The sequence below is a fragment of the Marinobacter maritimus genome (assembly GCF_007671675.1).
Classification (GTDB): Bacteria; Pseudomonadota; Gammaproteobacteria; order Pseudomonadales; family Oleiphilaceae; genus Marinobacter; species Marinobacter maritimus.
This window is the reverse complement of record NZ_VCGW01000001.1, coordinates 196,616-213,143: the sequence shown is the minus strand read 5'-3', so window position 1 is coordinate 213,143 and position 16,528 is coordinate 196,616. Positions and strand designations below refer to the sequence as shown.

The window sequence follows — 16,528 nt, the reverse complement described above, 5'->3', positions numbered from 1 at the left end:
CCCACGGCATCAGAAGAGGCGCCGGCTCAGAAGCCGGCGTCTTTCAATCCCTGATTCGTTTCACTTTCGCGAAAACCGATCAGATAGAGAATCGCGTCCAGGCCGAGCGTAGAGATTGCGTGGCGCGCAGACTCCTTGACCAGTGGCTTAGCTCTGAAGGCAACGCCAAGGCCAGCCTGGCTCAACATAGGCAGGTCGTTAGCCCCATCGCCGACTGCAATGACCTGTTCCCGGGAAATGTGCTCTTTCCCGGCAATCTCCAGTAGCAATTCTGCCTTACGCTTGCCATCCACGATCTGGCCGGAAACCTCGCCAGTCACCTTGCCGTCGCGAATTTCCAGCTCGTTCGCATATACGTAATCGATGCCCAGCTTGTTTTGAAGGTGCCGGGCAAAGTAGGTAAAGCCACCTGACAGGATCGCAGTGCGGTACCCCAGTGCTTTCAGGCTCCGGATCAGGTGCTCCGCGCCCTCCGTCATTTTCAGCCGATCGGCAACCCGTTCCAGCACAGATTCATCCAGGCCTTTGAGCAGCGACAGGCGCTCAGCAAAACTCTGACTGAAGTCCAGTTCGCCCTGCATCGCGCGCTCGGTGATCTCTGCGACCTGTTCGCCAACACCGGCCTCCATGGCAAGCTCGTCGATCACTTCGGCTTCAATGAGGGTGGAATCCATATCAAACACTACCAGACGGCGGTTCCGCCGGAAGATGGAATCTTCCTGGAAGGCGATATCCACATTCATCTCACCGGCGATGTGCAGGAAGTCGGCTCTCAGTTGCTCAAGGTCCGAGGGTGTGCCGCGCACGGAAAACTCCACGCAGGCAATACCGTTACCGGCCGTGTTGAGTGAAGGTCTTGCCGACAGCCTGGAAATATTATCGATATTCAGGCCGTGACGGGCCGTGATCGCTGAGACACGGGCAATCTGCTCCGCCTTGATATCACGGGACAGCAGAGTAACGATGTAACAGGCGCGGTTACGTCCTTCGGCCCAGGTCTGATATTCCTCTATAGTAATCGGCGCAAACCTGACCTGAAGATCCAACGCATGCAGGCGGAAAAGCAGATCACGGATAACCGGGGAGGATTTCGACTCGTCGGGTATTTCTATCAAAATGCCCCAGGTCAGATGGTCGTGAATAACCGCCTGCCCTATGTCGAGAATCCGTACGTCATACTGCCCCATGATGCCGGTAATTTCCGACGTGAGACCGGGCTTGTCGCGCCCGGATACGTTAATCAGAACCAGTTCACTCACGGTCTGAGCTCTCCATCATCAGAACTTTCCTCTTCCTTTGCCCTTGCGGCAGAAGGAATAACATCAATGGCGTCCACACGCTGCAGTCCTCGCGGCAGCTTGTGCCCGCGCCGACCGCGCTCGCCCAGATAATGCTCAAGATCGCTGAACTGCAGACCCATCTTGCGCTTGCCCGCACGAATTTCCAACTGATCATCCTTGGCAAATACCGCCACGGCCACCACGTACTCCTCGCGGCTCTGCACCCGGGCAGAGGGAATGCTGATAATCTTGTTACCCTTACCCTTACTCAGTTCAGGCAGCTCGCTAAGGGGGAAAACAAGCATTCTGCCTTCGTTGGATATTGCCCCCAGATACAAGACGTTATCCGTAACCGGGACAATCACCGGCGGCATAATCTTCGCGCCTTTCGGTACGCTGACCACGGCCTTGCCGTTGCGGTTTTTGCTGATCATGTCCTCCAACGAGGTCACGAATCCGTAACCACCATCCGTTACCAACAACGTCTTGCGTGCTGGATCGCCCATCAGCAAACCGGAGAAGCTCGCCCCCGAAGGAGGGTTGATCCTGCCTGTCAGCGGTTCGCCCTGCCCCCGGGCTGAAGGCAGGCTATGGGCCATCAGTGAATACGCCCGGCCGGTGGAGTCGAGAAAAATTGCTTGCTGGTTATTGCGACCTCGAGCTGCCAGAGCAAAACGGTCGCCAGACTTGTAGCTCAGCCCGTCCGGGTCAATATCATGACCCTTGGCGGCGCGTACCCAGCCTTTGTCGGACAACACCACGGTAACCGGGTCATTGGAAACCAGATCGTTCTCACTGAACGCCCGGGCCTCTTCACGCGCAACAATAGGAGAGCGGCGATCGTCTCCGTAGGTTTCGGCATCTGCCTGCAGCTCGCTCTTGATCAGCTCACGCAAACGATCTTCAGAACCGAGAATCGTCTGGAGCTCGTCCCGCTCTGCCGCCAGCTCGTCCTGCTCGCCGCGAATTTTCATTTCCTCAAGCTTGGCCAAGTGCCGTAATTTCAGCTCAAGGATGGATTCGGCCTGATCCGGGGACAACCCGAACCGCTCCATCAACACCGGTTTGGGTTTGTCTTCAGTGCGAATAATATGGATGACTTCGTCGATATTCAGATAGGCAATCAGCAAGCCTTCAAGAATATGCAGCCGTGCAAGCACCTTATCGAGGCGATACTGCAAGCGTCGGGTTACCGTAGTGCGCCGGAACGCCAGCCATTCCGTCAACATCTGGCGCAGACCCTTCACACCTGGGCGGCCATCGTTACCGATGACGTTGATGTTAACCCTGTAGGTTTTCTCCAGATCTGTACTGGCAAACAAGTGCGCCATCAGCCCGTCGAGGTCGACACGATTTGAGCGCGGTACAATCACCAGCCGGGTCGGATTCTCATGATCTGACTCGTCACGGAGATCCGCGACCATAGGTAGCTTTTTGGTTTGCATCTGGTGCGCGATTTGCTCAAGCACACGGTTACCAGATACCTGGTGCGGCAAGTCTGTCACTACAATTTCGCCAGTCTCCCGCACCCAGCGGGCACGCATACGCAAAGAGCCCCGGCCAGTTTCGTACATCTGACGCAGATCTTTACGGGGCGTAATGATTTCCGCGTATGTCGGGAAATCCGGCCCTTTAACGTGCTCACAAAGCTGGTCGACAGTCGCCTCAGGGTCGTCCAGCAACCTGATACAAGCTGCCGTCACCTCTCTGACGTTATGGGGAGGGATATCCGTGGCCATGCCCACCGCAATACCAGTCGTGCCGTTCAGCAGCACATGGGGCAGCCGAGCCGGCAGCACAGAGGGCTCTTCCATGGTGCCATCAAAGTTGGGGGTCCAATCCACAGTGCCCTGGCCGAGCTCAGCGAGCAACACATCAGCAAAACGCGCCAGCCGGGATTCTGTGTACCGCATGGCCGCAAACGATTTCGGATCGTCTGGCGCACCCCAGTTGCCCTGGCCATCAACGAGCGGATATCGATAGGAAAACGGCTGCGCCATCAGCACCATGGCTTCATAGCAGGCACTGTCGCCATGCGGGTGGAACTTACCGAGCACATCACCCACAGTACGGGCAGATTTCTTGTATTTGGACGTGGATTTCAGGCCCAGCTCTGACATGGCGTAGATAATACGCCGCTGAACCGGCTTCAGTCCGTCGCCAACATTCGGAAGTGCACGATCAAGAATGACGTACATGGAGTAGTCGAGATAGGCCTTTTCCGTGTAGTCCCTGAGTGAAACTCGCTCAAAGCCTTCATCCGTCGTCTGAAACTCTGGCATGGATGCCTCTTTTGCCTGTATTGCCTGATTTTTAAGGAGTCCGTGATGCTACCCTGTGCGCCCGCAATAATCACGGGGCGGAGCAACGAGACATTATATGAAGCACCGAGCTTATACACCAACAACCTGCGGATTTATCGACTAAAACCGCACAACGGCGCCAGCCGCCCCAGATTCCAATAGCGGGATTCCCGCATGGCGGGCCGATAATTCGGGCCGTATGCTCAATGTTCGCAGTGAAGAAAGACAGTTTCCCCTCCAAACAAGCGGAACACTATGACACCAAATCTCAAAGCCTGCGGGCAAGCCATGGTTACGGCAATGGTGAATGCGGCACTGGCCGTTGCGCTAATGCTCCTTGTTGAGTTTGCAATCAGCGGCAACTTCCGGGTCCCGGCAACCTATCTCTGGGCAGGATTACTGGTATGGCTGGTCATTTTCGCTGCTCAGTTCTGGCGTCAGCGGCACCTGTGTCGCGCCTGTGATACGACCAAAGAGACAACCGGGGAAACAACCAGAACTTCACATTGAATGGGCCCTAAGGCCCGGGAAAGCAGATAACGACATCAGGTTCTGGCTTTCGCCAGAGAACCTGATCCGCGGAAGCAAGCCAGATTTACTGACGAATACCTTCAACAGAGATAATAATTTCTACAGTCTCGGACGCCTTTCCAAGGTTCATTGGAATGCCGAAGTCTTCAAGGCGCAGCTCAGTCTCTGCCTCAAACCCCATACGGTAGCCTCCCCAAGGATCCTTACCGTGGCCCAGCATCTCAACATCCAGAGTCACCTCACGAGTTACGCCACGCAGAGTGAGATCGCCGACGATGTCTGCTTCGCCTTCTTCGTCAACGACCACACGCTTACTCTTGAAGCTGGCTTCCGGATACTCACCCACATGCAGAAAATCTTCGCTTCGCAAGTGTTTGTCGCGCTCAGCGTGGTTCGAATCGACACTGGAAGTATCAATAGTCACGTTTACTGAGCTATTTTCCGGGTTGGCAACATCGTACGTAAACTGCCCATCAAAATCATTGAAGCGACCGTATAACCAGCTGTAACCCAGATGAGAGATCTTGAAAGTGATGAATTGGTGCGCGCCCTTATCATCAAACTCATAGGTTCCGCTGTGTTCATCAGCATGAACACCGCCGACCATGGCCAGTGAAACCGAAGCTGCAAGCAGTAGTTTTTTCATGATTGTCTCCTTTGACGAAAAATAAGAAACGCTCTGAGCCAGAGCGGCGTTAGGTAAGTCAATAATCCCGGTGCCCCGGGACCAGCATTCGACGCAGCGTAGCATCCCGGTCAATCAGGTGATGCTTAAGTGCCCCGGCAGCGTGAACCAGGGCAAGAACGATCACAGCCCATGTGCTCCAGTAATGCACCAGTCCTGCCGTATCCTCAAGCCCTTTTATCTGGCCGGTCACTGAAGGCACCTCAAACCAGTCGAATACGCTTACAGAGGAGCCGTCTGCCGTTGAAATCAGAAATCCGCTCACCGTCGCCACAAAAACCAGACCATACAGAAGCCCATGCGCCAACCAGGCGCTGATCGTCTCCCAACGCTTATGTCCGGGCAGTGGATCAGGCGATGTGGCGAACATACGCCAAACCAACCGGAACACCATCAGGCCAAACAACAAGACTCCGATACTACGATGGATGTCCGGGCCGCGACGGTACCAGTCGTCGTAATAAGACAGGTCAACCATCCAGAACCCCAAAGCGAAGGTTCCGAACACGGTCGCAGCAACAACCCAATGAATGACGATAGTCAGCCAACCGTAACTGACAGATGTATTACTTAACTGCATAGCGCCCCGTGCCTCTTTTCCTTGTATGCAACTCCCAAGCCGGAGTATAGGAAGCCAGCCTCCAGAAGGAAATCGGAATGTTTTGCCCTCCATCATCAGAAATTCTGATCATGTGTCCACAGCTTTCCTGCCATGTGCCTTTGGTCGCATACGGGTTTTACGGATTGTTAAAAACCATGGACCCGATAGACTTTGCCCATGCTTAACCGCCCCGTCGGGGGCCTCATTGAACGAGAGGACAAGACATGGAACTTGAATTCGACGAATCCGTTGTAATTCCAAGCAATAACTGATATTTCATGGCCCCTGCGGGGGCCTCCTTTCTCTCTAAACTCCCCTCGCTTCCTGCGAAAAACTGTAAACCACTTTCAGTTTCTTCATGAAACAGTGGCAATAGTCTCCTTTTTTTGGCAATCTCTCGCCAACTATCAGTTTACTCACGCTTTTCCGGTTTTAACAGTGACTGACCAGTAGCCGTTCAGGCGCTTGAAGTCCAAAGCATCTGATGCATTCGCTCAATGACTCAAAACTCACTATGCGTCATCTCCTCCCGGAAAAGCTACCAGACCCCGAAGTAGACCTTCTGTCGCCAATGCTGCACAGAAATGGCGATGTCTGGACTGCGGAGTTTCGCGGCCTGGTTCTGAGCACGGCGCTCCAGCCGATTTACAGCATTTCCCATAAACGGACGGTTGGCTACGAAGCTTTGATTCGGGCTCGAGACCCGGATAACGCCAATGTTCTGCCGATACATCTTTTTGAGCTGCCGTCCTCAGATGCCGAAGCCCTTCTACTGGACCGACTCTGCCGATATCTGCACATCCAGAACTACAGCGGCTCAGAGGATCAGCTCAACTGGCTGTTTCTCAACGTTTCCCCCCGGGTTGTAACCAGTGGCAGCCAGACAGATTCGTTTTTCGGCGAATTGCTGGCGAAAACAAAGCTGCCACCACACCGCATTGTTATCGAAATAGTCGAACAACCAACTGACGATGCTGATCGCCTGCGTGAAACGGTAGCCTATTACAAACAGCTTGGGTGCCTGACTGCCATTGATGACTTTGGCGCGGGTCACTCTAACTTTGAGCGAATCTGGAATCTGTCACCGGACATCGTGAAACTGGACAGGAAACTGCTGACCCGGGCCACAGACGATCGCAAAGCCAGACAGATACTGAACGGAATCGTTTCGCTGTTGCATCAGTCGGGGTGCCTGGTTTTACTGGAGGGCGTGGAGACCAGTGACCAGGCTATGATTGCCATTGATGCTGGCGTGGATTTTGTTCAGGGGTTCTACTTCTGTCGTCCCTGTACGGATCTGGCGCAACTATGCAACGCTCACACAGACTTCGACCAGCTGCTGCAAGATTACAAAGCCTGCCACCAGATAAAGCGGGACCCGACCAGACAATTGGTAGATTTTTTCGGGCGGGACTTCCATAAAGCAACCGAGCAACTGCAGAATGGCGTCACCATGGCCTTGGCCTGCACCACATTGCTGGCGCACCACACAGTTTCACGCTGTTATCTGGCAGATGACAAAGGTGTCCAAATTGACGACACACTGATATCCGACACAGGCACCCGAAGCCTGGACTTACGCTTCAAGCCCCTTGAGAGCACCAGCAAGGCGGACTGGTACCGGCAACAGTACCTTCGACAGGCTCTGGCCCAGCCGGGCAATCTCCACGTTACAGCGCCCTATCTCTGCGTAACCGGCGCCTACATGTGTGTCACTCTGTCACTGTGCTTTACTCATGGAAGTGAACTGCGCGTGCTGTGCTGCGACATTATTGCCAACCCATCCACCCCTCCTGTTACCCCGGCGTGAGTCCGTACACGAGAGAAATAACGGCAACAGATACCAACCCAATGAACACATTCATTGGCAAGCCAACCCGCACAAAATCCAGGAACCGGTAACCGCCAGGCCCGAATACCATCATGTTGGTCTGGTACCCCAAGGGCGTCGCAAAACTGGCGGATGCAGCCATCATCACCGCGATGACAAACGGCTCAGCCGCGACGCCCATGGTATTGGTCATCGATAACACCACCGGGATGACCAGAACGGCCGCCGCATTGTTCGTGATGACTTCCGTGAGCACAGAAACCGAAAAATAGATCAGAAAAAGTGCCAGCAACACGTCCCCATCACTGAGGCCAAGAATGGCGCCGGCAACATAGCTTGCCGCGCCAGTTTGCTGCAAGGCGGCACCCAAAGCGAAGGAAGCCGCAATGGTTAAAATCACGGGAACATCAACAGATTTCTGTGCCTGCCCTACCGAGCAGCAGCCACTCAGGATCATCAAGGCCGCGCCCAGCAATGCGGCATTCAACATGCTGAGAACACCGCAGGCGGCCAGCCCCACCAATACAACCAGCACGCCCCATGACAACCAGGCACGGTCATGCCTCGGGGTCTCGGTTCCCAAATCGTTTATAAGCAGAAAATCCTTGTTGTAGCGCTGCCGGCTCACAAATGCCGGCCGGGCTTCAAGTAACAGCACATCGCCAGGCTTAAGACGAATATTGCCGAGATTGCCGGAAACCCTGGCACCACCCCGAGCAACCGCCAGGACGACGGCGCCGTAGCGCTCGCGGAATCGGGCATCGCGAATGGTCAGGCCAAGCACTTCTGACTGGGGAGACAAAGCCGCCTCCACCAGGCAACGCTCTGCACGATCTTTGCTCAAGCTGGGCTCGTCTGCGTGCACGGATGGCACAATGCCGTTAATGCGCAACAGATCAGAAATTGCCTGGGTATCGCCCGCAAACACGAGCCGGTCACCGCCGCGCAGGCGCTCCTCTGAAGGTACTGCCGTTACCACGCTGCCATCGCGCTCAATCTCTACAAGGTAAAGTCGCTCCAACTCCCGCAGGCCGGCCTCACCGACAGCCTTGCCAACCAGAGGCCCGTCAAACGCAACCGCAACCTCCAGCGTAAACTCCCTCATGGAGCCAAATTTGTGCTGGTCTTCCCGGTTGGGCAGTGCTCTGGGCATAAACAGCAAGATGGCGGCAATACCAAGAATCGCGACTGGCAGCCCAACAGCGGTGATGGAAAAAATGGAAAGCCCGGCGTCGCCGGTCAATTGTTGGTACTGACCATTTACAACAAGGTTGGTGCTGGTACCGATCATGGTTAACGTGCCACCAAGAATGGCGGAGTAGCTGAGAGGAATCATCAGCTTGGAAGGTGCTATTCCGATCTTGCGGGACCAGGCGTGAACGGCCGGGATCATCGTGGCGACGACCGGAGTGTTGTTGAGAAAGCCGCTCAACAGGGCAACCGGGAGCGTAATCCGCGCCTGGGCAGAACGAACCGTTTTGGGGTTTCGAAGCAGGTGCCTCACCAACAGATCAACCCCACCGGAGTGGTGAATGCCCGCAGCCACCACAAACAGTGCCACAACGGTAATCAATCCGGTGTTGCTGAATCCTGCCAGCGCCTGGTCAGCTGAAATAATGCCACTGGCGCTCAGGACCACAAGCACACCCATCATAACCAGATGGGGCGCATATCGTCCTGAACTCATAAGTAATAGCGCGCTGCCTGCGAGGCCCAACGCAAACCAGCCTTGCCAATCCATCTGCGGTTTGTCCCGATCAGAAAACCGGCAGAGTAACGAGTTTATTGAATACTTAAAAAGAATAACGAATTCTTTTTATAGACTTATATCGAATATGATGTGAGCAGCAAACTTACCCTGCCACATCCGCCATATTACCGTAAGCCTCAAGCCACGACCTTCGGTCAGCCGCACGCTTCTTGCCAAGAAGCATATCCATCCGGCTATCAGTATCGTCGCCTTCTTCGATAGTCAGCATAACCAGACGGCGGGTATCCGGAGCCATGGTGGTCTCCCGGAGCTGGAGCGGGTTCATCTCACCCAGCCCCTTGAAACGAGTCACGGAAATCTTGCCCTTACGCTTTTCGGCTTCGATGCGATCAAGAATGCCCTGCTTTTCATGTTCATCGAGTGCGTAGAAGGTTTCCTTGCCCAGATCCACCCGGTACAGCGGTGGCATGGCAACAAACACATGGCCTGCCGCAACAACCGGCCGGAAATGTTTCAGAAAAAGAGCGCATAGAAGCGTAGCAATGTGCAGGCCATCAGAGTCTGCGTCAGCCAGGATACAGACTTTGTTGTAGCGCAGGCCGTCAAGCTTATCCGAGTTGGGGTCGACACCGATGGCCACGGCGATATCGTGGATTTCCTGAGACGCCAGAATCTCACCAGAGTCCACCTCCCAGGTGTTCAGAATCTTGCCTCGCAGCGGCATGACTGCCTGAAACTCGCGGTCACGGGCCTGTTTGGCGGAACCGCCAGCGGAATCACCCTCAACCAGAAACAGCTCGGAACGGGCCGTATCGCCACCGGAGCAATCGGCAAGTTTGCCGGGCAAGGCCGGGCCGGATGTTACCCTTTTGCGTGCTACCTTCTTACTGGCTTTGAGCCTGCGCTGCGCATTGCTGATGAACAGGTCCGCCAGCACTTCGGCCACGTCGGTGTGATGGTTCAGCCATAAACTGAAGGCGTCCTTGACCACTCCGGAAATGAACCCGGCGGCCTCCCGTGAAGACAAACGCTCTTTGGTCTGGCCGGAAAACTGCGGCTCCTGCATTTTGAACGAAAGCACATAAGCCGCACGCTCCCAGATATCATCGGGAGAAAGCTTCACACCTCGCGGCAGCAAGTTACGGAACTCGCAAAACTCGCGCATGGCTTCCAGAAGGCCAGTCCGCAAGCCATTTACATGAGTGCCACCCTGAACAGTGGGTATCAGGTTAACATAGCTTTCCATGAGCGCTTCACCGCCTTCCGGAAGCCACTGTATTGCCCAGTCAACCGCTTCCTGGTTACCGGAGAAACTGCCGGTAAACGGTTCCAGCGGAACCACCTCGACATCGACCAATGCCGAGCGCAGGTAATCCCGAAGCCCCTCTTCATAGAACCACTCGTCTTTCTCGCCGGTTTTTTCCTGAACAAAGGTCACGGTCAGCCCGGGGCAAAGCACCGCTTTTGCGCGCAGATTATGGCGTAGTCGGCTGACGGAAAAATTAGGGCTATCGAAGTATTTTGTATCGGGAGTGAACTTGATGCGGGTACCAGTGTTGCGCTTGCCAACGGTATCGATCACTTCCAGCTCGGACGCCTTGTCTCCGTTCGCAAACGTCATACGATGGAGTTCGCCGTTGCGCTTTATGGTCACATCAAGATGCGTAGAAAGCGCGTTCACAACAGAAACGCCAACGCCGTGCAGACCGCCTGAAAAGTTGTAGTTGGCCTGGGAAAACTTTCCGCCGGCGTGCAGCCGGGTCAGGATCAGCTCAACGCCCGGCAGCCCTTCCTCTTTGTGGAGATCAACCGGCATGCCCCGACCGTCATCCTCAACGCTTAGGGATCCGTCCGCATACAGCACAACATCAATCCGGCGGGCGTGACCCGCAAGAGCCTCATCGACACTGTTATCGATCACTTCCTGCGCCAGGTGGTTCGGACGACTGGTGTCCGTATACATTCCGGGGCGCTTGCGCACCGGGTCCAGGCCGCTCAGTACTTCGATGGCGTCGGCGTTATATTGTTGCTGGCTCATAGGCAGAAAGTGACTCCGCAGGTAGTAAAAATTCGTTCCCATAGCTTAGGGATTCGCCGCCAAAGATCAACGGCTGATTAGTGTTTGTGTGAACAGCAAAAAAACGGAGGGGCAATCAGAGCTTCACAACAAGATCCGACTCGCGGACACCCGAGACCCGGATTTCCAGCAAGCCGGTGGCCGGCACGGCAATTACGACACAGGGAGATGTGATAACTTGTGAAACCATTGTGCCCGGCACAGGCGCTCGCACGGCCATGGAAAGGCGCAAAATGTTGCCGCTTTGCTCCGACTCAGCCGAACCGAGGCTAACACTGTGCCCTCCCGTTGGTTTTTCTCCCAAAGTCACAAACAGCAGATGCTCCTTCGCCAGATCCACCTGCCGCAGTTGTTGAATCGCCATATTCTGAGCGGGCAACTCCAGCAACTCCTGCAATCGCTCCGAGGTGTGAACATACGCCAATCCGGGGCCGGTCAGCCCGCAATGTGCGGACTGGGTAACCTGGCGCGCCATGGGCGCGCTGGATTCTTTTTTCACTGGCTCGGAAGACGCACAGCCAACCAGCCAAACACACCCGACCAACAAAGAAACCAAAGGTAAGCCCGCCAATACCTTCCTGTATGCTGCAATCAACGCTCTGCTCCGATTGTTTTGGGTGCTGTGCCGCCATTGTCTTCCCCACTCTCTGGCTGTTGCTGAATCAGCCTGTAGCCTATAAAAGCAGGGCGAGGCAATACGCCGGGTGTAGCGGCAGATATTGAGGGGCGGGAATAACTGGTTGTCATCCGGACACCCGTGACCGGGTCTCCCTGCCTGATCGTGATTTCCTCCCGGAGCCCGGCTACCGGATACTCCGCACAGGCCTCTCCAGCATGACAAATCAGCCCATCATTATCCAGATCTGTGCCTGCAACGAGAATGTAATCGCCAGGAGGCACCTCATTCAGCATTCTCGGCATCTCACCGTCGTCAGGCAAAAATGAAAACTGATACTGCCCGTTCTCTGCCACTGCGCTGGTCTGAGCAACGGTTGTGTACCGATCACCAGTGGGCTCCGGATCGACCAAGAGCACGAAATGCCTGCCTGCATCACGGGCCTGCTGGTCTGTCACCCGCTGGCCGATAACCGGGATTTCGAGCCGACGCAACTCGTCACTTCTGTATTCGACAACAATGTTTGTCCGCTCGGATATACCAGCTTCCAAGGCTTCCGGTAGCAGAGTCACGCTGATGCCGAAATCAGTTCCAGAGTCCCCGCTGACCGGAGCTGAATCCAGTCTTAGCCATGGGGCCACAACGGATACGGATTCAATGATAATGTCACCGGGAGCGCTGCCATAAACACTCAGGCTCACGCTCGCAGACAGTTCCCCTTCCGTTGAAAGGCTCACAATGGAGGGCGACGCCGTTAAAAAATCCGATACGGTGGCTCCAGCCGCAGCCAAAGCCGACTTACCCGCATCCAGAAGTCCCCATCCCAACTCGGTCGACTTCGGGCAGGTCTCACTGCCACAGGTCAACTTCCCTGTCATCAGCATGTTATTCAGTTGTTCATAATTGAGTGCCGGGTTGAGACTCTTCATCAGCGCAAATACCGCCGACACATGGGGCGCGGCCATCGACGTTCCCTGTAAGCCAATATAGGTTTCCTGAACTGTGCCATTTACCAGGGCTGCACTGGAGCTGCTGACCAGATCACTGCGACCGTCGGCGTTACCATCACGACTGGCATCACCGCCAGGCGCTGCCACGTCAATCCAGTCACCATAATTTGAATAGGATGCCAAAACACCTGCACCATCCACCGCGCTCACCGCAAAGACTTTGTCGAATGCAGCAGGGTACGAAGCAAGTGTGGAGGCAGAATTGCCCGCCGCGGCAACGAAGACAATGCCCCGACTGGTTCCATAACTGATGGCATCCTGTAGCTGCTGCAAAAACGGAAGGCCACCGAGACTCAGATTGACAATTTCGGCCAGAGGCTCTCCATCCGACGGCCCCGCAACCCAGCGAAGAGCCGCGAGCAGATCGGCGGAAGAGCCTGTACCGCCCTCTCCCAGAACCCGAACGGGAAGCAGCGAAGATTTGTAGGCAATACCTGCACCACCCGCACCGTTCACCGCTGCCGCGATGGTTCCCGCTACATGAGTGCCATGAGAAACACCACTGCCAACCACATTCCCGGGGTCTGAAGGATTGTTGTCCGGGCCCGGCACACCATCGTTATCAAATTCTTCTGATACGAAGTCCGTGCCTTCAGGCAAAGGCTGAACCACATTGGCATTCAATTCGCTGTGCCAGTTCCCAGGCGCCCCGAAAAGGCCTGTATCCATAACAGCAAGGGTAACGCCACTTCCGCCGCCCGGGGCTATCTGCCATGCAATCGGGGCATTCAACAGTTCATAGTGCCATTGCTGGCCGACGGAGGGGCTGTTATAGAGGGGTTCGTCCAGAGGCGTTTGCATGGCGCGCATTTTGTAATTCGGTGTGGCAGAAGCAATTTCCGGGCGTCTATTCAGTGTTCGAATCCACGCCAGGGTCGATTCTTTTGATTGCGCCTGGCTGCTTCGGGCCATTTGGGATGGCGCCTTCATCAGCCATACACCCGAAGCCAGCTCCTGTTTTGGTTCCATAAGGTGCAGCGGCATTGTTGAGCGCATCGACACCGAGTCTTTATAAGCCTTGAGCACGACAATTGCCTCAGCGTCGACAAAATCATGATCCGGCCACTCGAATGCCATCGCATGAGCACTGTCAGCAGCGGATGTAGAGAGGATATAGAGCATCGGAGCCGCGCCAACCGCCCTGACCTGCAACGTATACGCACCCGCAGTCTCGGTATCCGGTAATGAAACCCGAATCGGATCCACCTGGTTATTAGTCGCAACTGTTTCAATGACACGGCTACCACTCAACAACGACAAAATCAGCGGCGAAAAACCCTGGTTTGTTGAAAACGGCTGGAGATAAACATTCTGCCCTTCACGCAGAGTCATTGAGAAGGTATCAACAGGATCAGCCGGATAGTTGTTTCCAGGAAATTCGTCCCGATCAGGGTATGTCCCGTCGCTGATGCTGACGTAACCCGCCAGAATGAACTCCTGTGGCAAAAGCTGCGGACTGCCCAGAGGGGATGCGCTCAACGCAAGAGTATCGGCATCGTCTGCATCTACCCGGGTTCCGGTTTCAATGTCGATAATGCCCGAAAGAGCAATATTGGCCGATGCTGGCTCGCTCCCGCCAGAGCTACCACCACAACCATAAAGTGAAGCAACCACCGCCAGTACGGAATACCTGAAAACAGTCGCAGCCCGCGAGTTAGCCGTCATCCACAATAGCCTCTGTGTTTATACAAGGAACAAATATACGCCATGCACTTTACAGCCAAATGTTAAGAAACACCCGAACACGCAAGCCCGGGCACTGAGAAACAAAAAGCCGCCCCAGGGAAATTCCGGAGGCGGCTTTAACTATAGAAGATAAACCCTAGATCGCGTAAAACATCAGCGGCACAAAGGCCACGAGCAACAGTGTTGGCCCCATCACTGCCAGGGGCAGAAGCAAACGCTGGTAACGGTGCCAAAAGGATCCCACACGCTCCGCCGCAAGCACTTCGCTTTCCCCGACAACTTGCCGTGTGAGCAGGTGGTTCAGTGCCACAGGCGGGCTCAGATAACCCAGTTCAAACGCCACCAGGCAAACAATCCAGAAGTGCAGTGGATCAATGCCCAGCTGGATCGCGGGCTGGGCGATGGTTGCAGAAACCAGAATGACCGCACCGAAAGGATCCATCACCATACCGATGACCGTCAACATAACCACAATCACCAGCATCGCAAACCATGGGCTGGTCAGATCTTCCGGAAACAATGCATGAACAATATCGGAGCGCTCAAGAATGCCACCCAGACAAATAGAGAAGCCGATAAGCGCCAGCAAGGCACCAATATGCACAGCAGAATCACTGGCTGCGGCGCAGCTCCGGCCCCAGAAGGCCTGGATTCGGGTTTCATTGCCCTCACGGTTGCTGCTGCCTGCATCCAGGAACACCAGAGCCAGCATCACCAGCGGCAGGATCAACGGTGCACTGTATTCGTTGAATGACAGGCCAAGTACAGCATAGATGGCGAATATCACACCCACGGCCAAGGCCACATACGGCACCAGTGGCTTGAGCTGGCGCAGTGATGCGTTCAGGGCGCCCGGAGCCGGGCGTGGCCGCCAGTTGCCTTCTGTTTTGCAGACAATCAGCGAGAACAGTGAGGCAGACATAATAAACACCCAGAAGCCCCAATCGTACATTTCGGTAGTGGTGACTTCCTTGTTCAGGGCGGCAACCACCACAATCAGCAGGCAGGGGTTGAGCACCACGCCAAGGCTTCCAGACATAGCGGTTGTCGCAAGCGCCAGCTGCCGCCCGGCACCTGCCCGGCGCAACTCATCATAAACCACGCCACCAACGGCAAGAATGAAAATACCGGAGGCGCCGGTGAAGGCCGTCGGAAATGCGGTAGCAAATATAATGACCGACGCCAGCATGGGCGCAGGCAGGTTGTAAGGCTTGATGACGTTCAGCAGCAACTCGGGCAAGCGAGTCTGCTTCAGTACCATCCCCACCAGAACATAGAGCCCGATATTGATAAACATTGAGGACAGGTTGGACATCATGCCGAAGTAGATAGCGAGGCCAGAGGCGTAGCCATCCACGAAGAAAAAGTAGCTCATGGCAATGAGGCCCATCACACAATAGAGCGGTACCACCAGGCCAGAGGACAACGACAACCCGCCTGCTCTTATGTGCTTCGGAACATTCAGAAAACGTAGGGCGTTAATCACCATGAAGAGCCCGAATACGCCAGTCCAGGCATACTGGAGCGTTGTTGTTGTCTCGGCGCCGGGAGAGCTGGCCAGGCGCCCCAGATAGGCGTGCATGGAGAACACCATCAGGCCATTCACCATGAATTGGACGGCCTGGCTCAGGCGCCACTCTGACCGGTTTCTGGGCAACCGAAGAGCTATGTGATCTGTATCAAACGCTGCAACCGCAGCTGCCATCGCAAAGATTGCAATAAACAGATACTTGGTCAGCCCTATGTTATCCAGCAGAAATGTCGCCAACCCCTGCTCAACGCTTTTAAAGGCGCCCAGTGCAGGCGTGGCCTGCTCAGCGTTCTTCTGATACGCAACATGCTTCTCCGCGCACAGTGCAAGATTCCGCTCCAGAGAGGTGCGAATGGCTTCCGGGTTTGGAGGGGAGTCGAACAGATCGTCCGGATCAGGCTTGTAAGCCTTTACCCGCTTGCGGACTTCCGCGTCTACGTCCATGTCCAGACGACAGGAAGGTTCTGTAGCGTCCGGGTTCAGCAGGTAATAGTTTGGCCATGCCTGCTCGCCAACCCAGAGCAGGCGGGAATGAAATGAGTTGCCCATACCCAGAAGCAGGGTAAAGAGCAGCAGCAACAGCAGAATGGCCCCGTGCACTTTATGCACGGGGTAAAGCGTTCTTGCGGCCGGGGCAGTCAGTGCTCGCCAGTTCATGTGCTGTCC

11 protein-coding genes are annotated in these 16,528 nt (G+C 55.2%); 2 read left to right on the top strand and 9 right to left on the bottom strand.

Annotation, left to right across the window (positions count from 1 at the left end; translation table 11 throughout):
- Positions 1 to 26: 26 nt before the first annotated feature.
- Together serB and parC are read right to left on the bottom strand one after the other, a co-directional pair.
- Positions 27 to 1,259 carry a phosphoserine phosphatase SerB gene (gene serB / locus FFI90_RS00995; RefSeq protein WP_144775678.1) on the bottom strand — a complete coding sequence of 411 codons (1,233 nt, stop codon included), beginning with the start codon at positions 1,257 to 1,259 and terminating at the stop codon, positions 27 to 29.
- Complete coding sequence (parC, locus tag FFI90_RS00990) at positions 1,256 to 3,562, bottom strand: DNA topoisomerase IV subunit A (RefSeq protein ID WP_144775676.1); 2,307 nt, start codon at positions 3,560 to 3,562, stop codon at positions 1,256 to 1,258. Before parC ends, serB begins: the two co-directional genes overlap by 4 nt.
- 276 nt (positions 3,563 to 3,838) lie before the next feature.
- Here parC and FFI90_RS00985 point away from each other — a divergent pair, with 276 nt between their 5' ends.
- Positions 3,839 to 4,093 (top strand): hypothetical protein, encoded by a 255-nt coding sequence (locus tag FFI90_RS00985; RefSeq protein ID WP_144775674.1) that lies wholly within the window; start codon positions 3,839 to 3,841, stop codon positions 4,091 to 4,093.
- Between the two features lie 85 nt (positions 4,094 to 4,178).
- Here the strand turns inward: FFI90_RS00985 and FFI90_RS00980 are convergent, their stop codons facing one another.
- Both FFI90_RS00980 and FFI90_RS00975 read right to left on the bottom strand, forming a co-directional pair.
- Entirely contained in the window at positions 4,179 to 4,760 is a 582-nt protein-coding gene (locus tag FFI90_RS00980; protein WP_144775672.1) for a YceI family protein, read from the bottom strand.
- A gap of 58 nt (positions 4,761 to 4,818) precedes the next feature.
- A complete protein-coding gene (locus FFI90_RS00975) occupies positions 4,819 to 5,379 on the bottom strand; it encodes a cytochrome b (RefSeq protein ID WP_144775670.1) in 561 nt (186 codons plus the stop codon).
- 535 nt (positions 5,380 to 5,914) lie between these two features.
- Between FFI90_RS00975 and FFI90_RS00970 the strand changes: the two genes are divergently transcribed.
- Positions 5,915 to 7,210 (top strand): EAL domain-containing protein, encoded by a 1,296-nt coding sequence (locus tag FFI90_RS00970; RefSeq protein ID WP_144775668.1) that lies wholly within the window; start codon positions 5,915 to 5,917, stop codon positions 7,208 to 7,210.
- On the opposite strand, the gene FFI90_RS00965 is transcribed toward FFI90_RS00970, so the two are convergent.
- The 5 genes from FFI90_RS00965 to FFI90_RS00945 all read right to left on the bottom strand — a co-directional run bounded on the left by FFI90_RS00965 (position 7,197) and on the right by FFI90_RS00945 (position 16,519).
- A complete protein-coding gene (locus FFI90_RS00965; RefSeq protein WP_144775666.1) occupies positions 7,197 to 8,972 on the bottom strand; it encodes an SLC13 family permease in 1,776 nt (591 codons plus the stop codon). The genes FFI90_RS00970 and FFI90_RS00965 overlap by 14 nt on opposite strands.
- Positions 8,973 to 9,084: 112 nt before the next feature.
- The gene (gene parE / locus FFI90_RS00960; protein WP_144775664.1) at positions 9,085 to 10,980 is read right to left on the bottom strand and encodes a DNA topoisomerase IV subunit B; all 1,896 of its coding nucleotides are present in this window, start codon (positions 10,978 to 10,980) and stop codon (positions 9,085 to 9,087) included.
- Positions 10,981 to 11,095: 115 nt separating this feature from the next.
- Positions 11,096 to 11,614 carry a protease complex subunit PrcB family protein gene (locus FFI90_RS00955; RefSeq protein WP_144775662.1) on the bottom strand — a complete coding sequence of 173 codons (519 nt, stop codon included), beginning with the start codon at positions 11,612 to 11,614 and terminating at the stop codon, positions 11,096 to 11,098.
- A complete protein-coding gene (locus FFI90_RS00950; protein ID WP_144775661.1) occupies positions 11,611 to 14,310 on the bottom strand; it encodes a S8 family serine peptidase in 2,700 nt (899 codons plus the stop codon). Before FFI90_RS00950 ends, FFI90_RS00955 begins: the two co-directional genes overlap by 4 nt.
- 157 nt (positions 14,311 to 14,467) lie before the next feature.
- Positions 14,468 to 16,519 carry a TRAP transporter large permease subunit gene (locus FFI90_RS00945; protein ID WP_144775659.1) on the bottom strand — a complete coding sequence of 684 codons (2,052 nt, stop codon included), beginning with the start codon at positions 16,517 to 16,519 and terminating at the stop codon, positions 14,468 to 14,470.
- Between the last annotated feature and the right edge of the window lie 9 nt (positions 16,520 to 16,528).